Origin of the sequence: Ralstonia flatus, from assembly GCF_958439105.1 — a bacterium.
Taxonomy (GTDB): domain Bacteria; phylum Pseudomonadota; class Gammaproteobacteria; order Burkholderiales; family Burkholderiaceae; genus Ralstonia; species Ralstonia flatus.
On the sequence record NZ_CAUDLI010000006.1, the window covers coordinates 168,068 to 189,603 of the forward strand.

Below are 21,536 nucleotides of genomic sequence, written 5' to 3' on the forward strand. Positions count from 1 at the left end.
TCGCTCAAGCCTGGGATTCTGTGCCGGGCGAAGTGCGAGGCGCGACCAGCTTGTAAAGAAGCCATGCACCGATGCAACCCGCGATCGCCGCAAACACGTACCACGTCGCAGAGTAGTTCACCAGAAACTGCGACGTGTCTGCCGACGCGTTGAAAGCGAGGATTGTGACACCCGTGTTGTAGAAGCCGTGCACCAATATGCCTGGCAACAATGAGCGTGTGCGTTCATACAGCTTGCCAAGCAGCAGTCCGAGCAGGAAAGCCAGCATGAACTGATACACGTTCATATGGGCGAGACCGAACACGGCTGCCGAATGCACGATGGCCACGCCGGGCGGATACTGCTGCAGAAAGCTGCGCAGGATGACCCCACGGAACAGCATCTCCTCAACGATGGGCGCGATCATGCAAACGAGCACGATCGCTCCGAGGCCGCCTGTCAGCATCTTTTGCCATGCTTCCAGTGCGGACGGGTTCATCGGATAGAGCTGCAGCAGCAGGAGTTGCAACAAGCTGCCGAGCACCAGCAAGCCGGGCGTGAGCAGCAGGATCGGCGGCGCAAACAGCCCAAGCGTCGCGCGCCAGGAACTTCCGTTCTCGTGCAGCAGATCTCGGTACGTGCGTTTTGAGTGGTGCAGCAAAACCGTGAAGACAACGCCGTGTGCCAGCACTCGCCCCACGCTGAAGATGCCCATCGGCTGCAGTCCGGCTTCGCGGCCGAGCTTCCAGATCAGCGCATTCATCAGGTACTCCGTGAAGAAGAGCACGATCAGGATGAGAAACGCTTCCAGCAGATTCGGAAAGTGGTAGCGGTGCGGTGCGGGCGGCATCAGGTTGACGAGGCAAACGATTGGCGGGAACGGCGCCGATCATCGCACGATGCGCTTGCAGCGGGAGCGCTGTTGAAGTGGGGTGTGTTATTCAGCCAACGGCAAACGCACCGTCACCCGCAACCCGCCGGCACCGCCACCCGCCTCGCCCAGATCAACCTCACCGCCCAGTCGCCGCACCACGGTGCTCACGATCGACAACCCGAGCCCCGAGCCGGTCGCCTCATTGCCGAGCACGCGATAGAACGGGTCGAACACGCGCGTGCGCTCTTCGCTGGGGATGCCGGGGCCGGTGTCCTGCACGGCAATCGACACAACGTGCGCGTCATTGGCAATCGACAGGTCGATGCGACCGCCTTCGGGCGTGTAGCGGATGGCGTTGTCCACCAGGTTGCGCACCACGACGAAGAGATCGAGTTCGTTGGCATGCACGCGCGCATCGGCTTCGGTGGTGACGCCCACGTCGAGCTGCTTGGCGTCGGCAAGCGGCATGAGGTCTTCGAGCACGCTGCGGAACACGCCCTGGACGGAGACTGTGCCCGTTGGCACGCCGCTGGCCTCTTGCGCGCGGGCGAGGGTGAGGAGTTGTTCGAGCAGCCCGCGGCTGCGCTCGATGCCCTGGCGCAGCGTGCCGAGCCGCGCCTGCGCGTCGGGAGACATCGCGGCCTGCCCGAGCCGCTCGGCCTGCAGCGACAGTGCGGACAGGGGCGTGCGCAGTTCGTGCGCGGCATCGGCGACAAAGCGGTGCTGGGCGTCCATCGACTGCTGCACGCGTGCAAGCAGGCGATTGATGGCCACCACGAACGGGCGCACCTCGTCGGGCACGGCTTCGGGCGCGATGGCGTGCAGTTGCCGCTCGTCCCGTTGGTCCACCTCATGCGCGAGCCGCTTGATGGGCGCGAACATCTTGCGCAACACGTGGGCCACAGCCAGCAGCAGGATCGGCACGAGAATCAAAAACGGCATCAACGTGCGCAGCGCGCTGTCGCGGGCGGTTTCGTCGCGCACGGCGGTTTCCTGCGCCACGGCGATGCGCTGGCCGTTAGTGAGCGTGCGGACCCACACGCGGTAGTCTCGCTTGCCGAGGCGCGCGGTCTGCATGCCATCGGCGAGCACGGGCATGTCGGCGGCGGCAGCACCGCCAGCCGGCGGCAACACCTTGACGATCACGCGCGCTTCCTTGTCCGAGACCTTGGGCGCGTCGGCCGGGTTGCCCGGCGCGGGCAGATGCTCGGGGTCGAACATCGCCCCGACCTGGCGCAAGACGTCATCCTGCAACGCATACGCTTCGCGGAAAGCCGAGGCAAACGCAAAGCCGCCGGCCAGCACGGCCACCGCCACGATGATCATCGACAGCCACACTGACAGCCGTCGCTGCACGGATGCAGCCGAGGGCGCGGCTGCCGTCACTGCCCCTTGGGCACCATCCATCCGACTCCCCTGACGTTCTTGATGGCCTGCGCGCCGAGCTTCTTGCGCAAGGCGTGGATGAGAAATTCGACGGCGTTGCTCGCCACCTCGTGGCCCCAGCCGTAGATGCGCTCTTCCAGCTCCGTTCGAGAAAGGATGGCGCCGGGGCGCAGCATGAGCGCTTGCAGCAATGCAAATTCGCGCGCGGACAGGCGCACCGGTTCGCCATCGCCCATGCGCGCTTCGTGCGCGGCCGGGTCCAGCGTGAGCACACCGTTGGTCAGCACGGGGTTGGCTGCCCCGCCCTTTCTGCGCAGGACGGCGCGCATGCGGGCGAGCAGTTCGACCATCTCGAACGGCTTGAGGATGTAGTCGTCGGCGCCGCCGTCGAGCCCGCGGACACGCTCGTCCACTGCATCACGCGCGGTCAGGATCAGCACGGGGACCGGGTTGTCGCGGGCGCGCAGGCTGCCGAGCACCGCGTGGCCGTCCTTTCCTGGCAGGCCCAGATCGAGCAGCAGCAGGTCGTAGTGCTGATGCGCCGCCACGTCCAACGCCGTCTGACCGTTGCGCACCCAGTCGACCGCATAGGCGGCGTCCTGCAGCGCGGCTTGCACGGCCGCGCCGATCATCGGATCGTCTTCAACGAGGAGAACGCGCATTCAGTGTCGGATAAACGGTCAGGCCGATTGCAGCGCACCACGCCGCGTCTGCCAACTCGTCAAGGCGATGGTGACGAGCAGGATCGCCAGCAACACGGCAGATGCGCCCGCGGTGCCGAGGTTCAGCCCGCCGGCGCTGACGGGTTTGGTCAGCAGGTCTCCGCCCGTGGCGCCTAGCGGTCGCGTCAGCACAAAGGCTATCCAGAACAGCGCCACGCGCGAAATGCCGGTCAGATAATACGCCGCCACAATCAGCGCGATCGCCCCTGCAATCAGCAGCGCGCCGCCTGCAAAACCGAGCCCCGACGAATCGGCCAGGAAATCGCCCAGTGCCGTGCCCAGCGTGTTGGACACGAGGATGGCGCCCCAGTAGAGCAGCTCTTGCCCGCTGCTGCGCACGTGCGTGACCGACAACGATTTCTGCGTCACCTTCCAGTAGATGAGCACGGCGCAGAGCAGGCTGGCGAGGATGGCGGCGCCCGTGGCATAGCCCAGGCCCAGCGTGCGGTCCATGAAGTCCGACAGCGTGGTGCCGGCCGTGCTGGTGGCGAGGATCACCGCCCAGTACAACAGCGGGTGATACGTCTTGCTGCGCAGCTGTGCGCCCAGCGTGACGAGAAAGACACCGATCAGCAGCACCGAGCTGGCGGCGTAGCCGATCTTGAGCGTCATCGACAGCAGATCGCCCGCCGTTTCGCCCAGCGTGGTGGCGCTGATCTTCATGATCCAGAACGCCAGCGTGATTTCAGGCAGCTTGCTGCGCGATGCGGCGGGGGTGTGCGTGGGTGTGGAGACGGTCATGCGGATCCTCCAGAAAGTTGGGGGAGTTTCCGCATCAGTCTGCCGAGGCAGACTTAGATGACCCATAGCCGCCCGGTGGCCAATGCCTTACTGCGCCAGCCGCCGCAACTTCCATTCGCCGCTGGGCTGCTTGCACAGCCACGCCGTCCACTGCTCCTTGCTGCTGCCGCGCGTCAGTTCGCTCTGCAGACGGCGGCACGGCTGGCCGGCGTCGGTCTTGGATTCCAGCGGCGTGATGGTCGCGTCGACGGCAGGTTGCTTGCCTGTGGCGGGCGAGGTCCATTGCGTGGGCGTGTTGTCGGCGGTGCTCTTCAGCACATCGCCGATGGCCTTGGTGAACGACTTCAACTCCGTCGGGCTCATCGAGCCGATGATCGTGCTGGCCAGCACGTTGCGGAAATAGGCGAACGACGGCGTGGCGGCAGCAAACAGCGCGGCGCCCGCAAAAGCGAGCGCAAGACGGCGGCGATGCGACATGGGTCCCCCAGGATGTGACGAAAAGGAGTCTTCATCCTAGACCATGCCGCGCCGGCCTGGGGTGTCGCGGTGTGCTCATCTGCGCCATCCACCTTGTTGCACCCACCGGCCGATGGACGGCGGAAGAGATGGAAGCGAAGCTCGGCCCCGCGCTGCTGCAATGCGCACGGGCCATCAGTACGTCGGTGCGGGCGCTGGGGTGATGCCGCATCTGCGCGGGCAGCCAAAGCCCGGCACAATGCACGCTCCCTCGCCTTCTTACGCACTGTCATGACGCTCCCGTCGATCAACGATTACCCGCTCGTCTCCACCGACAAGCTCCGCTACGGCGACACCGACCGCCAGGGCCACATCAACAACGCCGTCTTCGCCACGTACCTGGAGACAGGCCGCGTGGAAATGCTCTTCACGCCCGACAACCCGCTGGCCGCGCCCGGCTGCGAGTTCGTTATCGCGCAGCTTGTGCTCGACTTCCGCAACGAAATTCTCTGGCCGGGTTCGGTGCAGATCGGCACGCGTGTGGCGAGCGTCGGGCGCAGTTCGGTCAAGCTCGAGCAGGCCATCTTCCAGAACGGCCAATGCGCCGCGACATCGCAATCGGTGATCGTGCAGATCGACGTGGCGACGCGCCAGTCGTCTCCGATTACCGACAGCGCCCGTCAGCGCCTGGCTGCGCTCACCGGCGCCCCTGCCGGCGCAGAAGCGGAGTGATGCGCGCTGTACGCAAACGAACGCCCTCGAAAAATTTTTAACTTTGCTTGCACTTGCGCCCCATGGCGGGAGCAAGATGACTCTCCCGTTCAATCACGCGGAGGTGACCATGGGACTGTTGGATGAAGTGGGCAAGATCGCCGGCGCCGTCGCCGCCGTTGAAGCCGCCGAGAAAGTCGATCCGGATGCCGGCCTGCTGACCAAGGCCGTCGCCGCCGTCGCCGGTTTCAAGGGCGCGGGCGCGCTGGAAGAGATGATCGAGAAGAAGGACGAAGCCAAGGCCGAAGGCGCCGAGGCCGCTCCGGAAGATGGAGCTGCGCCGCAGGCTTGATTGCTTGCAGGCTCAAAAGGATTTAGGGGGCCCCGCCGGTTGGCGGGGTTTTTGTTTTTTCTACAGCGTTGACGAATCAGGAAAACACGGCGAGTCCGTGCTTCTGCACCAGCTGCAGGAGGCGTGCAGCCATGCCGCTAGGTTTTTTGTCACCTTGCTCCCACTGCCGCACTGTCGAAGCAGTGGTGTTCAGGTATGCAGCGAACACGCTTTGGCTGACGTTCACAGATTTACGGATGCGCGCGATTGCCTTTGCATCGAATTCCGGCACAGGCTCTATGCACAGGTCGTCGTACTCGCGCATGGTTTTCTTGTCGATGAGCTTGGCGCGATACAGGTCCGAGGCTAGGCTGTGAATGGCCTCAGATGCGTCGCTCTTGAATCGTGTCTTAGTCATTGCAAATTTCCACCAGCGCTTGTAGTTCGACCAGCGAGTCAATCTCTGTGTCTCGCAGTTTGCCCAAATTTGCGGCAGCTTTTCGGAAGTCCTTCAGTTCACGGTCATTGATGTTCTCTCGGTCGCTCTTGGCGAACAGAAAGACAAAGAACCAACAGTGGCCAATCTTGTTCACCACGATGCCGCGTCTGCGGTTCTGGTCCAAGCGCTTCTTCCATACGTTGCCACCAAGATCGTCGCCCATGCCCAGCGTCAACTGCTTGGCCGCCCGGCACAGTTCCACGTCGGCAATACCTGCAGCTTTCGCCGCCTTGTTGAACCACTTGGTTTTGAATATGCGCGGTGAGAGGGGCTTCATGCTGCTTTCGTAAGGGCTAAATATACCACTGGGTGGTATAGATTGTGGTGGTTCGTCAATGGGGGGAAGCGCACAAACTTAGCGAGCAATGCGAGTCATCGCTATCGGAATTGGCTGCAATTCATGGCACAGCGCTCTTTGGAGAAGACGGTGACCATATAATCCCCACCGTCACCGCACCAACGGTGACTGGGTTTAGCAGCCCACCCCTTTTTCCCAGACGGACAGCCGCCTTTCGCGCGGCATTTTTGTGTCCGGTGCTTGTGCACGCCTATGTGTTTCATGGCGGGCCGGGCGGTGAGACCTTCGGGTCTGCCGGTAGCTGGGATAGGGCCGGTCTGCTAACGCCGTCGTCAGGCCCGCCACCCTCGTTTAGCAGCGAGCGGCGAGCCTCCATCAACCTATCCCCGGAGGCCACATGGCTACCGCACTCAGCGGGCATCGCCCCGCGTCTTACCCTTCCCCACCGCCTTGGCGCTGCAGGCTTCCCACGCAATCGGGAGGTGCCGCATGTCTTTGACCAACAACCGCCTCTACCTGAACGGTGCGATCTCGGCGCGCGCGTTTCTGTGCCGCACGCGCTCCGACATGCAGACCCATGGCCAGCGGCGGCTGGGCATGCTGCGCGAGCAGCTCACGTACTTCTCGGAACACGCGTATCCGCAGGCCTTCGTGAAGGGCTTTATCGATGCCATCGACGCGTATCTGTCGATGTCGCTCGGGGGGAGCGACGTGGACCCGCGCACGTGGGAGGTGTTGGCCGCCATCGAGCGACGGCAGATCACCGCCGCATAACAACAGATGGACGTATCCCCGGGGCGGGCCGGGGATGCCAGGTAGGCAGCCGATCGCAGATCAAGCCGCGCGCTTGCGCTCCAGCGCGCTCTGCCGCGTAGAAAATCCGTCTCGAATACATTGCGCCAGCGCTTGTGTTGCCTGGCTCGCGCCTTGCGCCGGCAACAGCAGGCTGATCGCAAACATCGGCAGTTCGGGCAGGCCGGCTTCGGGCCCGAGGATGTCGAGGTCCGCCGGCACCGTCGGCGTCAGCCATGCCGTGACGGCCAGCCCGGTGCGGACCGTGGCGGTGGTCGCTTCAATGTTGCCGCTCTCGAACACCGTGCGCCATTCGATGCCGTGCTCGCCCAGCGCCTTGAGCACGCGGGCGCGGAAGGCGCAGCTTTCATCCACCATCGACAGCGGCAGGGGGCGCTTCGCATGCACGTTGCCGCCGCGCGGGCCCACCCACACCAGCCGCTCCACGCACAGGCATTCGCCCGTGGCTTCATCCACCGGCGCTTCGACCACGGCGACGTCCAGCTCGCCGCGCGCAATGCCCTCCGCCAGCTCGGGTGAGGTGCCGCAGACGATGGTCAATTCCACCGACGGCCACGCTTCGGTAAACGCCTTGAAAATCGGCGGGAAAACGGTGCCGACCAGGTCGTAAGGCACGCCAAGGCGCACCGGCCCCTGCAGCGGGCGCGCCGCCATGTCGGCCCAGATTTCGTCGTTGAGGGCGAGCAGGCGTTTGGCGCGGCCGAGGAACCGTTCACCCGCGTGGGTGAGTTCGAGCCGCCGGCCGTCGCGCTCGAACAGGCGGCATTCGAAGGCGTCTTCGAGCCGCTTGATCTGCTGGCTGATGGCGCCCTGCGTGAGGTGCAGCGCGTTGGCCGCCACCGTCATGCTGGCGTTTTCCGCCACGGCAATGAAGGTGCGGACGAGGGTGATGTCGAGGTTCTTGGCCATCGCTGCATTCTAGAAGCTAATGCTTGGCGGCTAAAACCTCATCGCTGCTAATGACTTCTCAGCGTACGAGCAGCTTCATCATCGTCTCGAACGTCTTGCCGTACGGCGCGCGGAACAGGCCCAGCCCGTTCAGCCGGGCCTGCTTGAACACCGGCTTCATCTTCGAGAACCGCTCGAACCCGTGGATGCCGTGGTACGCGCCCATGCCGCTGGCGCCCACGCCGCCAAAAGGCAGGTCGTCCTGCGCCACGTGCAGCAGGGTTTCGTTGATGCAGACGCCGCCGGCGATGGTGCTGCTCATTACGCGGTCGATGGTGCTGTTGCTGCGCTCGAACACATACAGCGCCAGCGGGCGTGGGCGCGCGTTGATGTAGTCGATGGCCTCGTCCAGCGTGCGATACGGCACCAACGGCAGCAGCGGGCCGAAGATTTCTTCCTGCATGACGCGCATGTCGTCGGTGCCGCCGGTGATGAGCGCGGGCGGGAACAGGCGCGTGGCGTCGTTGGGCGCAACGTTGGTGAGCGGCAGCACCTGCGCGCCCTGCTCGCGGGCCTCGTCGGCCAGGCTGGCCATGCGCTGGAAGTGGCGCGGGCTGATGAGCGTCGTGTAATCGCGGTTACGCGCCATGTCGGGGTACATCTTGCCGACCAGCTTGCGTGCGGAATCAATGAAGCGCTGTTCGGTGCCCGCGGGCAGCAGCACGTAGTCGGGCGCCACGCAGGTCTGGCCGGCGTTGAGCAGCTTGCCCACCAGCGTGCGCTCCACCGCGCGGTCAAAGTCCGCATCCGGCCCGATCAGCGTGGGCGATTTGCCGCCCAACTCCAGCGTCACGGGCGTGAGGTTGTCGGCGGCCGCGCGCATGACGTGATGGCCGACGTTGGTGGAGCCGGTGAACAGCAGGTGGTCGAACGGCAGCCGCGAGAAGGCCTCGGCCACCGCCGCATCGCCATTGATGACGCGCACTTCATCGGCGGCAAAACTGCGCTCGACCAGGTCGGCAAACAGGGCGGAAAAGCGCGGCGTGTATTCCGAGAGCTTGACCATCGCCCGGTTGCCCGCGGCCAGTGCGGAGACCAGCGGCCCGATGGTCAGATAGATCGGGTAGTTCCACGGCACGACGATGCCCGCCACGCCCAGCGGCTGCGGAATCAGCCGCGTGCTGGCCGGCCGGAACCACAGGCTCACGCCGCGTCGCTGCACGCGCATCCAGCGCTTGCCGTGCGACAGCGCGTGCTTGATGCCGTCCACGCTCGGGAAGATCTCCAGCAACTCGGTTTCCTGCCGCGAGCGGTTGCCGAAGTCTGCGCTGACCGCCTGGGCGATGGCCTCGCGGTTGTCCATGACAAGGCGCTTGAGGCGCATCAGACGATCGCGGCGCACGGGCCAGGTGGGCAGCATGTCGGCCTGGTGGGCGGCGCGCATGGCCTCGAAGGTCTGCTGCATGCGCAGCATATGCGGGGCGGGCAGGTCGGCAGGCTGCATCGGGGGCTCCTGGCAGGGTGGGCGGATCGGTGCAATTGCAAAGCAGTATGGTCGCCACGCGCGCGTGCGACGGGCTGATACGCGCCTGCCGTGTGCCGCATGCCAGGCTTGCCTGGGCCCGCGCAACCGTGTGCCAGCGCGGAATTGCTGCATCGCGACATCCCGCCATCGCTACCCAGACAAGGGTTTGGGGGCGGCGGCACGCCGGTTTGCTGCGTGACATCGAACGATGCCTCTAATGCGGGTAAGCCCGGCCGTTTGAAACAACCCATGGCGCCTAGGATGTGAGTTCGTGACCGGCAAACAGCCGGCGGCGTCGCTCGCCCAATAAAAAACCCATCCGGAGACATCCATGGCCACCGATTTGCCCACCTCGGCCCTCACCTTCGATTACGTCATCGTCGGCGCCGGTTCCGCCGGTTGCGCGCTCGCCAGCCGGTTGACCGAAGACCCGGACGTGACCGTCGCGCTGCTCGAAGCCGGCCCGCACGATCATCACCTGTCAGTCTGGGTGCCGGCCGGGTGCGCGGCGTCGCTGCCGTTCAAGAACAAGCGCAACTATGGATTTCAGACCGTGCCGCAAGCCGGGCTGGGCGGCCGCCAGGGCTATCAGCCGCGCGGGCGGGGGTTGGGCGGCAGTTCGTCGCTCAACGCGATGATCTACATCCGCGGCACGCCGAGCGACTACAACCACTGGGCGGCGCTGGGCTGCACCGGCTGGAGCTGGAGCGACGTGCTGCCCTACTTCAAGCGCTCCGAAGGCAACGAGCGTTTTGCCGGTCGCGACGACGACGCGCTGCACGGCGGCACCGGCCCGCTGCACGTGAGCGACCTGCGCACCGGCAACCCCATCGCACAACGCTTTGTGGAGGCCGGCGTGGCCGCAGGCTACCGGCGCAACAACGATTTCAACGGCCCCGAGCAGGAAGGCGTCGGCCCGTACCAGGTCACGCAATACAACGGCGAGCGCTGGAACGCCGCGCGCGCCTACCTGCACGGCGGCGACAAGGCCGACGCCACGCTCAGCCGCAACCGCCGCCAGCTGACGGTGATGCCCGATACGCAGGCCCTGCGCATCGTCTTTGAAGGCAAGCGCGCGGCAGGCGTGGTGGTGGAGCGTGCGGGCCGCACAGAAACGCTGCGCGCGCGCCGCGAGGTGATCGTCTCATCGGGCGCGTTCGGCTCGCCGCAATTGCTGATGGCTTCTGGCGTGGGCCCGGCGGAGCATCTGCGCTCGCTCGGCATTCCGGTCGTGCAGGACCTGCCCGGCGTCGGCCAGAACCTGCAGGATCATCTCGACATCATCCTGCACAAGAAAGTCTTCAACCTGGATCTGATCGGCTATTCCGCACGCGGCAGCGCGCATATGCTGGGCCAGATCCTGCGCTACCGGCGCGAGCGTCGCGGCATGCTGGCGACCAACTTTGCCGAAGCCGGCGGCTTCATCAAGAGCCGGCCCGATCTGGCCGATCCCGATCTGCAACTGCACTTCGTGGTCGCCATGGCCGACAACCACAACCGCACGTTCAACTACGGCCACGGCTATTCGTGCCACGTCTGCGTGCTGCGCCCGAAGAGCCGCGGCGAAGTGCGCCTGGCCTCCGCCGACACGCGCGACGCCCCGCTGATCGATCCCAAGTTCCTTTCCGACCCCGACGACATGGCCGGCATGCTCGCCGGCTTCCGCGCCGTGAAGAGCATCTTCGCGCAGCGCCCGCTGGCCGACCTGGGCGGGCGTGAGCTGTATTCCGGAAACATCCGCGGCGACGGCTCCGACGACGAAGCCGTGCGCGCCCTCATCCGCCAGCACGCCGACACCATCTACCACCCCGTCGGCACCTGCAAGATGGGCAGCACCGACGATGGCATGGCCGTGGTCGACCCCGAACTGCGCGTGCGCGGCCTGACAGGCCTGCGCGTGATCGACGGCTCGGTCATGCCGACGCTCATCGGCGGCAACACCAACGCCCCAATCATCATGATTGCCGAGCGCGCCGCGGACCTAATGCGCCAAGGCGGCCGCCCGACGCTGAATGTGGTGAGCAGCATCCCCGCACAAGCCACGCCCGCTGAGGTGCACTGAGCAACAAGACAGATCTCGGCGCCAACTCGCGCACACCGATGGTGTGGCCGTTTGATGCCCTAGATGGCGCCTTGAATTTCTGTGAGCGGGCGGAAAAAGGAAGGAGGCCTGTCTGAGCGCAGCGAGTTTGCCTCCTTCCCCGCACGGTCACATAAATTCAAGGGGAAGTCGCCATCTCGGGCGCGCCTTTCTTTGCTTACTTTCTTTGGGCAAGACCAAAGAAAGTGAGTCAGCCCCGGCAGGGGATGAAACAAGGGATGCCCCAACAACATCAACGAGCACCCCGAAGCAAATCAGACATCAGTTCCCAGCACTATCCGTTGGCGTATTAAACGAATCCCGCAACAAATAGCTCATCGGCACCTCCAGATTCACCCCATTCGGCGGAATCGGCTGCTGGAACCACTTCTTGTAGAGCTTCGGCACCTCGCCGTCGACAATCAGCCGCGTCATCGACTGGTCGATCAGCTTCTTGAACTCCGGGTCCTGCTTGCTCAGCATGATCGCGTACGACGACACCAACTGCGTCTTGCCCGCCAGGCGGTAGTCAGCCGGGTTCTTGGCCGTGGCGCGCATGCCCGAGAGCAGGATGTCGTCGCCCGCAAACGCATTGGCGCGGCCATCGGCCAGCATCGCAAACGCGCTGCGCAGGTCATTGGCATCCACCACCTGCATCGTCATGCCCGTTTCGTTGAGCTTGCGTGCGAGGTCGGCGTTGGTCGAGCCGCGCGCGGCCACCACCGTCTTGCCGTTCAGGTCTTCCCATTGCTGGATCGGCGAGTTGGCCTTCACCAGCATGCGGCCCTTGGTGATGTAGTGCGGGATCGTGAAAGCCACCTTCTGCCGGCGCTCCGGCGAATTGTTCGTCGAGCCGCACTCGAGATCGGCCTTGCCCGTGGCGATCACGTCCAGGCGGTTGGCGGCCGTGACGGGCACGTACTGCACCTTCAGGTCGGGGCGCTTGAGCGACGTGCGCAGCGAGTCGATCAGCCGCGCGCAGATGTCGATGGCGTAGCCGACCGGCTTGGTGCCATCGAGATACGAAAAGGGAATGGAGTCTTCCCGATACCCCACATGCACCGTGCCGGAGTCGCGGATGCGATCGAGCGTCGGGGTGGCGGCAGCAACGTCGGGTGAGAACAATGTGGCGGAAACAGCGGCGGGAACGGCAAGCGCGGCCAGCAGCCACGTGCGCGCGGGGAACGACATCGTCAAAGGTCCTGGGAGAGGGTTAGGGCTCTAGTGGCATGACTGGCTGCGCTGTTGCCCTGTCGGCGCAGCTCTGGCGTGCGCGCCGTCACTCCCCCCGGGAATGCCAAAACGTGAAGCAATGTCACGCGCCGCCATGGGCGCGCATTATGCGCTGATTGCGGGTATACCCTCAAGCACCTCTTCGGTGCATGGATAAACGGCCGGACGTCGGTCCGTGGTGAAGAGCGTTCGGCGAAAGCGTGTGCTCACATGCGGGCGCATTCGCGGGGTGGTGTTACACGGGCCACGCGCGCTGCAGCACCGCGCCAAGTTCTTGCGCATGCCCATCGAGCGTGCCGAACACCCGGCCATGCTGATGATGGAAGCGGCTGGCGATAAAGCGCTCGGCGTCGTCGGGGTGGGCGTGGGCCAGCATCAGCGCCGCCTGCGCCGTGAGCGCCAGCCCCTGCGCGATGCGGCGCGCGGAGGTTTCCTGGATGTCGCCCGGCTGATGCAGCATCGCCTGCAGCGCAGCCAGCTCCGCCCGCACGGCACGGTGGCCCTGGGCGCGCTCGCCAATGTCGTGCACCAGGCGCAGCGCGTCGTCCGGCGTGCGGCCGATGGCGCGCAGCACGTCCAGGCACATCACGTTGCCCGAGCCTTCCCAGATGGAATTGACGGGCGCCTCGCGGTACAGGCGTGCCATCGGGCCTTCTTCCACATAGCCGTTGCCGCCCCAGACTTCCATCGCCTCGCCGGTCGCTTCGATGGTGCGCTTGCAGACCCAGAACTTGGCGGCGGGCGTGACGATGCGTTTCCACGCCGCGGCCAGCGGATCGACATCGGCACGCTCGAACGCATTGCCCAGTTCCATCATCAGCAAGGTCGCGGCTTGCGATTCCAGGGCCAGATCGGCCAGCACGTTGCGCATCAGCGGTTGGTCGGCCAGCAGGCGGCCGAATGCCATGCGATGGCGCGCGTGGTGCAGCGCCTGCATCAGCGCGTGGCGCAGGATGGCCGCGCTGCCGATCACGCAATCGAGCCGCGTGTGCGTCGCCATCTCGATGATGGTCGGAATGCCGCGCCCTTCCTCGCCGATGAGGATGCCCTCGGCGCCGCGAAACTCCACTTCGCTGCTCGCGTTCGAGCGGTTGCCGAGCTTGTCTTTCAGGCGCTGGATCTGGATCGGGTTCTTGCTGCCGTCATCGCGAAAGCGCGGCACGAAGAAGCACGACAGCGGGCCGTCTTCTGCACCCATGCGCGCGACCACCAGGTGCGCATCGCACATCGGCGCAGAGAAGAACCACTTGTGGCCGGTGATGGCGTACGTTGCGCCACGGCCCTCGCCGCGCAAGGGCGTCGCCACCGTGGTGTTGCTGCGCACATCGGAGCCGCCCTGCTTTTCGGTCATGCCCATGCCGACGAGGATGGCGGTTTTCTGGCGCCACGGCAGATCGCGTGCGTCGTGTTCGCGGGCGTAGAGACGCGGCCCCAGGTCGGCAAACAGCGCGGTTTCGTTCTGCAGCACGGGAATGCTGGCGAACGTCATCGTCGCCGGGCACAGCGTGCCGGATTCGATCTGTGCCTGCATGAAATAACCGGCGGTGCGCGCGGCCCAGGCGCCCGGGCGCGGGTCGGCAAACGGCAGGGCCTGCAGCCCCTGGCTGCGCATCAGGCCGAGCAGCGCGTGCCAGGCCGGGTCGAAGCGGATGGCGTCGATGCGCTCGCCGGTGCGGCTGTGGGTGTGGAGTTCGGGGTGATACGTGTTGGCCTCCGCGGCCCACTGCAGCGTCTCGGGTGCGCCGAGCTGGTCACCGAAGGCTTGCAGCGCGCTGGCGTTCCAGCCGCCGCCCAGGCGTTCGAGCGCGCCTTGCAGCGTGGTGTCGGACGTGAAGGGGTTGAAGCCGGTCAGGTCCGGGACCTGGTTGAAGACGCGGTGGGTGGCCTCTGTGGGCATTGGGAGTCTCCTGGCGTGGCGCTTTTGGGTGTGTGGGCCATGGTAGACCACCGGGGGGCGGGCTGGGTGGAGGGGGATTTCTATACGAGCTGGATTGGGGCGGTGGGTTTTTGACTTGGTGGTTCATCTGTGTTTCGTACCCTGCCGGGGCTGAAACAAGGGATGCACCACAAGCAAAAAAAAACCACATCAAGAAGCGACCGGCTTCTCCCCCGTCAACAAGTAATGCATCAACTCCCGCACCGGCCGGATCGCCTCCCCGAACGGCAGCTTCCCCGCCCCGCGGAAAAACAATCCGCGCTCCACGTCCCCCCGCAGCGCCTGCGCCAGCTTCAGGTCAATGCAGAACTGCCCCACCTTGCCGATGCCATCCCGCAGCCCGCACGTCTGCAGGCAATCGAACCCCTGCAGGCAATCCCGCACCTTGGCTTTCGCCTGCAGCGCGCTTTCGCGTGACAGATAACGCGACAGCCAAGGCGTCATCACGGCCCGCGCGGGCAGCCCGGCCACGCTGACAAACTCGCTGATATCGCCTTGCTCCGCACCCGTCAGCACCCGCTTGAAGCGCACGTGCGCATCGCCCTCTTCCGTCACCGCAAACGCCGTGCCGAGCTGCACCGCAGCGGCGCCCTTGTCGAGCCAGTGCTTCACCTTGGCATGCGAATCGATACCGCCCGCCAGGATGATCGGAATCTGTTCCGCCGCCAGCCCCAGCTTGATGAACAACTCCCGGCATTCGTCCAGCACGCGTGCAAACGAGAACCGCTCGTCGCGCAAATCTTCAATACGCGCCGCGCCCAGATGGCCGCCCGCATGCGTGGGGTGCTCGATCACCACCGCGTCCGGCAGCCGCGCCTTTTTCATCCACCGTTTAAGCACGACGCCCACGCCGCGCGAGTCGGAAAGAATCGGGATGAGCGCCACCTTCGGATGCTCCGCCGTCATCTCCGGCAGATCGAGCGGCAGGCCCGCACCCATGACGATCGCATCGGCGCCGCTCTCGCACGCCTGACGCACCAGCGCCGGGTGTGATTCCACCGCCTTCATCACGTTCACGGCGATCATGCCGTTGCCCTGGCTGCCTTCACGCGCGGCGCGAATCTCGCGGTCCAGCGCGACGAGGTTGGCGGCGTTGATGGCGTCCTTGTCGCGCGATTTCTCGGTGGCGGCGACGAGGTCTGCGTGGTGATGCCGCAAGTCGATGCTGGCGATGGTGCCGACGCCGCCCTCGCGCGCCACGGCGCCGGCCAGGCGGTGCGCCGAAATACCCACGCCCATCCCGCCCTGCACGATGGGTACGAGGCTGCGCCCCGCGAGTGTGAACCGACGCTCCAGCATGACAACTCCCAGCGGCCGTGCCGCAATGCAATAGAAAAGGGATTGAGCGTCGCATAGGTGAAACGCGGCGGGGTTGCGCAAGATCAAGGCGAGCCCCGCCGGTGCGTGCCGCCGCACATTGCGCGGCGGTTTGGACTGAAATGACCCGCCGACCGTCACCTCACTGGTTTTCGTGCTGGCAACGCCGGCGGCCCTGTGCTTAAATTCAGCCTCGTTGGATGAAACAGGGGTGCCGTACGGATGGGCCGTGCGGCTGAGAGAGTCCCTTCGCACCCGATCCGGTTCGTACCGGCGTGGGAAGTTTCAGAACACCGCGTAGTCTCTGGCAGCCCACCCCTCAGTTCTTCGGGTCACGCCACCTCTCCCGGTTTCGTCCACTGCCTGCACCACCAGGCCACAGAATCAAGGACGAGACCATGCCCCAAGCCAAAAACGCCCCCGCCGCATCGTTCGACTCGCTGCAGTCCGAGCTCGACCAGAAGTTCGCCTATCCGGCCTCCAGCAAGACCTACATCGTCGGCAGCCGCCCGGACATCCGCGTGCCGATGCGCACCATCAAGCAGACCGCCACGCGCACCGACAAGGGCGAGATGCTGAACCCGCCGGTGCCGGTGTACGACACCTCGGGCCCGTACTCCGACCCCGATGTGCACATCGACCTGAAGGCCGGTCTGGCCCCGCTGCGCGCCAAGTGGATCGACGAGCGCGGCGATACGGAAATCCTCTCGGGCCTGTCGTCCGAATACGGCCAGACGCGCGCCAACGACCCGGCCACGGCGCACCTGCGCTTCTCGCACATCTCCAAGCCGCGCCGCGCCAAGGCCGGCGCCAACGTGAGCCAGATGCACTACGCGCGTCGCGGCATCATCACGCCGGAAATGGAGTACGTCGCGCTGCGCGAATCGCTGAACCTGCAGGCGCTGCAAGACAAGCCCGAGTACCGCCAGCTGCTCAAGCAGCATCCGGGCTTCTCGTACGGCGCGAACCTGCCGCAGCGCCCGGAAGACATCACGCCGGAATTCGTGCGTGCCGAAGTCGCCGCTGGCCGCGCAATCATCCCCGCCAACATCAACCACACCGAGCTGGAGCCGATGGCCATCGGCCGCAACTTCCGCGTGAAGATCAACGGCAACCTCGGCAACTCGGCGGTGACGTCGTCGCTGGCAGAGGAAGTGGAAAAGATGGTGTGGGCGATCCGCTGGGGTGCCGACACGATCATGGACTTGTCCACCGGCAAGCACATTCACGAAACGCGTGAATGGATCCTGCGCAACTCGCCGGTGCCCATCGGCACGGTGCCCATCTACCAGGCGCTGGACAAGACCGGCGGCGTGGCTGAAGACCTGACGTGGGAGATGTTCCGCGACACGCTGATCGAGCAAGCCGAGCAGGGCGTGGACTACTTCACCATCCACGCCGGCGTGCTGCTGCGCTATGTGCCGCTCACGGCTGACCGCATCACCGGCATCGTCTCGCGCGGCGGCTCGATCATGGCCAAGTGGTGCCTGGCGCATCACAAGGAAAACTTCCTGTACACGCACTTCGACGAGATCTGCGAAATCATGAAGGCGTACGACGTGTCGTTCAGCCTGGGCGATGGCTTGCGCCCGGGTTGCATTGCCGACTCGAACGACGCCGCGCAATTCGGCGAGCTGCACACGCTGGGCGAACTGACCAAGAAGGCGTGGGAGCACGATGTGCAGGTCATGATCGAAGGCCCGGGCCACGTGCCGCTGCAGCGCGTGCAGGCCAACATGGACGAAGAGCTGAAGCACTGCTTCGAAGCTCCGTTCTACACCCTGGGCCCGCTGGTGACCGACATCGCCCCCGGCTACGACCACATCACCAGCGGCATCGGCGCAGCCAACATCGGCTGGTACGGCACCGCCATGCTGTGCTACGTCACGCCCAAGGAACACCTGGGCCTGCCCGACAAGGAAGACGTGCGCGAAGGCATCATCACCTACAAGATCGCCGCGCATGCAGCGGATCTTGCCAAGGGCTGGCCAGGCGCGCAGCTGCGTGACAACGCGCTGTCGAAGGCGCGCTTCGAGTTCCGCTGGGAAGACCAGTTCAACCTCGGTCTCGATCCGGAGAAGGCACGCGCCTTCCACGATGAAACGCTGCCGGCCGAGGGCGCCAAGATCGCGCACTTCTGTTCGATGTGCGGTCCGAAGTTCTGCTCGATGAAGATCACGCAGGAAGTGCGCGACTACGCGGCCACGCTCGACACCAGCGCTACTGCTGCCGTGAGCGGCATGGAAGAAAAGTCGATCGAGTTCCGCAAGAGCGGCAGCAAGATCTACAGCTAAGCCAAGCGGTGCAATGCCAACCTCGACTTCATTTGACGTAACGATCCTGGGCGGTGGCCTCGCTGGCCGCCTCTGTGCGTGGCAACTCGCGCAAACGGGGGTGCCGCCTGCGCGCATTGCCGTGGTGGAGCGCGGCCCGCGCGACGGCAGCGGTGCTGCGGCGTATGTGGCCGCGGCCATGCTGGCGCCGCTGGCCGAAGCCGCCGTGGCCGATCGTTTCGTCGTGGATTTGGGGTTGGCCAGCCTCGCGCTGTGGCGCAGCTGGTTGCCGAAGCTGCGCACGCCGGTTTTCTTCCAGGAGGCCGGCACGCTCGTCGTGTGGCATGCGGCGGATCGTGGAGAGGCATCGCTGTTTGCCAGCCACGTCCGCAATGCCGCGCCGCCCGAACGCGTGGCCGCCGATCTGCGCGCCGTGGATGCAGCGGGCATTGCGCAGTTGGAGCCGCTGCTCGCGCAACGCTTCACGCAGGGCCTGTATCTGGCGGGCGAAGGCCAGCTTGACCCGCGCGGCGTGCTGGATGCGCTGGCGACCGAGCTGGAAGCGCTCGGCGTGCAATTGCGCTGGAACACGGAGGTTGTCGATCCGAGCCCCGACGCGCTCGCCGCTGCCGGGCTGGGCGCGCGCCTCGTGCTCGATTGCCGCGGCCTCGGTGCCAAGCCGCAGTGGCCGCGCTTGCGCGGCCTGCGCGGCGAAGTGGCGCGCATCCATGCGCCGGACGTGTCGCTCACGCGGCCGGTGCGCATGCTGCATCCGCGCTACCCGCTGTACATCGCGCCCAAGCCGGGCAACGTGTACGTGATTGGCGCGACTGAGCTGGAATCCGACGACATGTCGCCGGCAAGCGTGCGCTCCACGCTGGAATTGCTGTCTGCGGCCTACGCCGTGCACCCCGCGTTTGGCGAGGCGCGCGTGCTCGAACTGAATACGCAGTGCCGGCCGACGCTGCCCGACCATCGCCCCGCGCTGCGCTGGGATGGCGCGGGCACGCTGTCGGTCAACGGCCTGTACCGGCACGGTTACATGATTGCGCCCGCCGTCACCCAAGCCGCTGTGGCGACTGCACGCGCGTTGCTGGACGGCCGCACCATCGATGCGGACGATTGCGAATGGCCCGGGCTGTTCGCTGAAGCCGCATCCCCCGAACCTGTTTTGTCATGACGCTGAACGTCACCCTCAACGACCTGTCGCTCGCGCTGCCAGCCGGCAGCACGCTGGCCGACGCCATTGGTGCTGCCACGCCGCAACTGCAGATCGCGCCGCCGTTTGCCGCATCCGTGAATGGCGATTTCGTGCCCAAGGCGCGCCATGCGCAGCACGCGCTCAAGACAGGCGACCGCATTGCACTCGTGCAGCCCGTCGTGGGCGGCTAGGAGTCTTCGATGACCACTACGAATCTGTCCGCCGTGGCTGACCCGCTGCGCCTCTACGACGAAACCTTCGCCTCGCGCCTGCTGCTCGGCACCGCGCGCTACCCGTCGCCGCAATCGCTGGAAGACGCGGTGCGCGTGTCCAACCCCGCCATGCTGACGGTGGCGCTGCGCCGCCAGAGCGCGGGCTCGCCCGAAGGCGGCGCGGGCTTCTGGAAGATGCTGCGCGAACTCGGCGTGCCCGTGCTGCCGAACACCGCCGGCTGCTATTCCGCCGACGAGGCTTACACGCTCGCGCAGATGTCGCGTGAAGTATTCGAGACGGACTGGATCAAGCTCGAAGTCATCGGCGACGACTACACGCTCCAGCCCGACACGCTCGCGCTGCCGGCTGCGGCCGAACGCCTCATCCGCGACGGCTTCAAGGTGCTGCCGTATTGCACCGAAGACCTCGTGCTGTGCCGCCGCCTGCTCGACGTCGGCTGCCAGGCGCTGATGCCGTGGGCCGCACCCATCGGCACCGGCCGCGGGCCCACCAACCCGTACGGCCTGCGCCTGCTGCGCGAGCGCCTGCCCAACGTACCGCTGATCGTCGATGCGGGCCTGGGTGTGCCGTCGCACGCGACGCAGGTGATGGAATGGGGCTACGACGCCGTGCTGCTCAACACCGCCGTCGCCCAAGCCGGCGATCCGGTGGCGATGGCGCAGGCGTTTGCGATGGCCACGCAGGCCGGTCGCCTTGCGCGGCTGTCGGGCCCGATGCCTGAGCGTGATGTCGCGCAGGCCAGCACGCCCGTCGTCGGCCTGCCGTTCTGGCATGCGGAAGAGAGAAGCGCATGAGCCTGTCAGCCTTGCGTTTTTCCGCCGCGTGGCCGGAAGCTGCAGCCGTTGCTGCGCAGATCGTCGATCGCCATACCGAAGCCTTCGGTCGCGCACCGCACGCCTGGAGCGTGACCGACCGCGCCGACGAAGCCACGAGCGCCGCCACGGTCCTGCTGACGACCGATACGGCGCAAGCCGAACGCGCTCGCTCTGCTGGCGCCGCTGTTGTGTTGACTGCAGTGGAAGGCGACCAGCGCATCGACACCGTGCACGATCGCCTCGGTATGTACCGCTTCACGTCTGCGGCACAAGGCGATGCATTCGATGCGCGCTTCGTCGCCATCTTCGGTGCGGCACTCGCGCTGGCGTTCGAACCGCGCGATGCGCTGTGCGTGGCGCGCGCGTGGATTGCCGAAGGCAATGCCGATGCCCTCGCTTGGCCCACGCAATTCGGTGCCTTGCCTCGCGTGCTGGAACCGGCGTTGCCGTGCCCCACCGCAGCGGATCTTGCCTTTGCGCCGTGCCCGACGCAGCTCGGTATCTACGCCGTCGTGCCGGATGCGGACTGGGTGGCACGCCTCGTCGCGCTCAAGGTGCCGACGGTGCAGTTGCGCTTCAAGTCGGACGACGCGCAGGCCGTGGTGGACCAGGTGCGCCGCGCAGAAGCCGCCGCACGCGGCAGCGCCACGCGCCTGTTCATCAATGACCACTGGCAAGTTGCGCTCGACGTGCATGCGCAAGTGCCATGCAGCGGCATCTACGGCATTCACCTCGGCCAGGAAGACATCGACGATGCCGACCTGGTGGCGATCCGCTCGGCTGGTTTGCGCCTTGGCATCAGCACGCACGGCTTTGCCGAAATGCTGCGTGTCGCACCGTTGAACCCGAGCTACCTCGCACTGGGCGCCGTGTTCGCCACGCCCACCAAGACCATGCCGACCGTGCCGCAGGGCCTCGGCCGCCTGTTCGCCTACGCGGCCGCCATGCGCACGCGCGTGCCGGCGCCGCCCTTGGTCGCCATCGGTGGCATCGACCTGGCAGCGATGCCGCGCGTGCTGGAATCGGGCGTGGGCTCCGTGGCGGTGGTGCGCGCCATCACCCAGGCGGCCGATGTGCCGGCTGCGGTGGACGCACTGCAAGCGACGTTCGCGACGCACGTGCGCGCGTAAGCATCGTCCGCCGCACGTCTGCGCGCTTGCGCCGCGCACCCGCGTTTTTGCTGACCTATCCTGTTCGTGCGCCGCTGCGGTTGTTGCCGCAGTG

At 65.9% G+C, this 21,536-nt stretch carries 21 protein-coding genes, 1 pseudogene and 1 riboswitch; of the genes and pseudogenes, 10 read left to right on the top strand and 12 right to left on the bottom strand.

The window, feature by feature from the left end; all coding sequences use genetic code 11:
- Positions 1–4: 4 nt before the first annotated feature.
- From R2676_RS15495 to R2676_RS15515, 5 genes are all read right to left on the bottom strand, one after another.
- Positions 5–829: a CPBP family intramembrane glutamic endopeptidase gene (locus R2676_RS15495; protein ID WP_206273437.1), complete on the bottom strand. Its 825-nt coding sequence runs from the start codon at positions 827–829 to the stop codon at positions 5–7.
- 87 nt (positions 830–916) lie between these two features.
- Positions 917–2,260, bottom strand: a complete 1,344-nt coding sequence (locus R2676_RS15500; protein WP_206273438.1) for an ATP-binding protein — start codon at positions 2,258–2,260, stop codon at positions 917–919.
- The gene (locus R2676_RS15505; protein WP_206273439.1) at positions 2,236–2,901 is read right to left on the bottom strand and encodes a response regulator; all 666 of its coding nucleotides are present in this window, start codon (positions 2,899–2,901) and stop codon (positions 2,236–2,238) included. Before R2676_RS15505 ends, R2676_RS15500 begins: the two co-directional genes overlap by 25 nt.
- 18 nt (positions 2,902–2,919) lie before the next feature.
- Positions 2,920–3,702 (bottom strand): COG4705 family protein, encoded by a 783-nt coding sequence (locus R2676_RS15510; protein ID WP_206273440.1) that lies wholly within the window; start codon positions 3,700–3,702, stop codon positions 2,920–2,922.
- An 87-nt stretch (positions 3,703–3,789) separates the two neighbouring features.
- On the bottom strand, positions 3,790–4,179 hold the full coding sequence (locus R2676_RS15515) for a hypothetical protein (RefSeq protein WP_206273441.1): 390 nt from the start codon (positions 4,177–4,179) through the stop codon (positions 3,790–3,792).
- A 77-nt stretch (positions 4,180–4,256) separates the two neighbouring features.
- Here R2676_RS15515 and R2676_RS15520 point away from each other — a divergent pair.
- From R2676_RS15520 to R2676_RS15530, 3 genes and pseudogenes are all read left to right on the top strand, one after another.
- Positions 4,257–4,382 (top strand): annotated as a pseudogene (locus tag R2676_RS15520) (IclR family transcriptional regulator); the annotation flags it as partial.
- Between the two features lie 67 nt (positions 4,383–4,449).
- A complete protein-coding gene (locus tag R2676_RS15525) occupies positions 4,450–4,890 on the top strand; it encodes an acyl-CoA thioesterase (protein WP_206273442.1) in 441 nt (146 codons plus the stop codon).
- Between the two features lie 109 nt (positions 4,891–4,999).
- Positions 5,000–5,221 carry a hypothetical protein gene (locus R2676_RS15530; RefSeq protein ID WP_009239453.1) on the top strand — a complete coding sequence of 74 codons (222 nt, stop codon included), beginning with the start codon at positions 5,000–5,002 and terminating at the stop codon, positions 5,219–5,221.
- A 76-nt stretch (positions 5,222–5,297) separates the two neighbouring features.
- On the opposite strand, the gene R2676_RS15535 is transcribed toward R2676_RS15530, so the two are convergent.
- The gene (locus R2676_RS15535) at positions 5,298–5,618 is read right to left on the bottom strand and encodes a helix-turn-helix domain-containing protein (protein ID WP_102080461.1); all 321 of its coding nucleotides are present in this window, start codon (positions 5,616–5,618) and stop codon (positions 5,298–5,300) included.
- Positions 5,611–5,976: a type II toxin-antitoxin system RelE/ParE family toxin gene (locus R2676_RS15540; protein WP_102080462.1), complete on the bottom strand. Its 366-nt coding sequence runs from the start codon at positions 5,974–5,976 to the stop codon at positions 5,611–5,613. The genes R2676_RS15535 and R2676_RS15540 overlap by 8 nt, the downstream gene beginning before the upstream one ends.
- A 510-nt stretch (positions 5,977–6,486) precedes the next feature.
- Here R2676_RS15540 and R2676_RS15545 point away from each other — a divergent pair.
- Positions 6,487–6,771, top strand: coding sequence for a hypothetical protein (locus R2676_RS15545; protein WP_206273443.1), 285 nt, complete (start codon positions 6,487–6,489; stop codon positions 6,769–6,771).
- Positions 6,772–6,831: 60 nt separating this feature from the next.
- Here R2676_RS15545 and R2676_RS15550 read toward each other — a convergent pair whose 3' ends face one another.
- Together R2676_RS15550 and R2676_RS15555 are read right to left on the bottom strand one after the other, a co-directional pair.
- Entirely contained in the window at positions 6,832–7,719 is an 888-nt protein-coding gene (locus R2676_RS15550) for a LysR family transcriptional regulator (RefSeq protein WP_062737636.1), read from the bottom strand.
- A 58-nt stretch (positions 7,720–7,777) separates the two neighbouring features.
- On the bottom strand, positions 7,778–9,202 hold the full coding sequence (locus R2676_RS15555) for a coniferyl aldehyde dehydrogenase (protein WP_316857327.1): 1,425 nt from the start codon (positions 9,200–9,202) through the stop codon (positions 7,778–7,780).
- A gap of 352 nt (positions 9,203–9,554) precedes the next feature.
- On the opposite strand from R2676_RS15555, the gene R2676_RS15560 reads away from it, so the two are divergent.
- Positions 9,555–11,285 (top strand): GMC family oxidoreductase, encoded by a 1,731-nt coding sequence (locus R2676_RS15560; protein ID WP_206273444.1) that lies wholly within the window; start codon positions 9,555–9,557, stop codon positions 11,283–11,285.
- A gap of 300 nt (positions 11,286–11,585) precedes the next feature.
- Here the strand turns inward: R2676_RS15560 and R2676_RS15565 are convergent, their stop codons facing one another.
- From R2676_RS15565 to R2676_RS15575, 3 genes are all read right to left on the bottom strand, one after another.
- Positions 11,586–12,494, bottom strand: a complete 909-nt coding sequence (locus R2676_RS15565) for an amino acid ABC transporter substrate-binding protein (protein WP_206273445.1) — start codon at positions 12,492–12,494, stop codon at positions 11,586–11,588.
- A 277-nt stretch (positions 12,495–12,771) separates the two neighbouring features.
- A complete protein-coding gene (locus tag R2676_RS15570; protein ID WP_206273446.1) occupies positions 12,772–14,433 on the bottom strand; it encodes an acyl-CoA dehydrogenase family protein in 1,662 nt (553 codons plus the stop codon).
- 189 nt (positions 14,434–14,622) lie between these two features.
- A complete protein-coding gene (locus R2676_RS15575; RefSeq protein WP_206273447.1) occupies positions 14,623–15,771 on the bottom strand; it encodes an NAD(P)H-dependent flavin oxidoreductase in 1,149 nt (382 codons plus the stop codon).
- 215 nt (positions 15,772–15,986) lie between these two features.
- Positions 15,987–16,088, top strand: a riboswitch (TPP riboswitch).
- Positions 16,089–16,187: 99 nt separating this feature from the next.
- Here R2676_RS15575 and thiC point away from each other — a divergent pair.
- The 5 genes from thiC to R2676_RS15600 are packed head-to-tail and all read left to right on the top strand — an operon-like array spanning position 16,188 to position 21,442.
- Positions 16,188–18,083: a phosphomethylpyrimidine synthase ThiC gene (gene thiC, locus R2676_RS15580; RefSeq protein ID WP_316857331.1), complete on the top strand. Its 1,896-nt coding sequence runs from the start codon at positions 16,188–16,190 to the stop codon at positions 18,081–18,083.
- Between the two features lie 13 nt (positions 18,084–18,096).
- A complete protein-coding gene (locus tag R2676_RS15585) occupies positions 18,097–19,242 on the top strand; it encodes an FAD-dependent oxidoreductase (protein ID WP_206273448.1) in 1,146 nt (381 codons plus the stop codon).
- Complete coding sequence (thiS, locus tag R2676_RS15590) at positions 19,239–19,454, top strand: sulfur carrier protein ThiS (protein ID WP_027678722.1); 216 nt, start codon at positions 19,239–19,241, stop codon at positions 19,452–19,454. The genes R2676_RS15585 and thiS overlap by 4 nt, the downstream gene beginning before the upstream one ends.
- A 9-nt stretch (positions 19,455–19,463) precedes the next feature.
- Positions 19,464–20,291, top strand: a complete 828-nt coding sequence (locus tag R2676_RS15595; protein WP_024973893.1) for a thiazole synthase — start codon at positions 19,464–19,466, stop codon at positions 20,289–20,291.
- The gene (locus R2676_RS15600) at positions 20,288–21,442 is read left to right on the top strand and encodes a thiamine phosphate synthase (protein ID WP_206273449.1); all 1,155 of its coding nucleotides are present in this window, start codon (positions 20,288–20,290) and stop codon (positions 21,440–21,442) included. Before R2676_RS15595 ends, R2676_RS15600 begins: the two co-directional genes overlap by 4 nt.
- Positions 21,443–21,536: the final 94 nt, after the last annotated feature.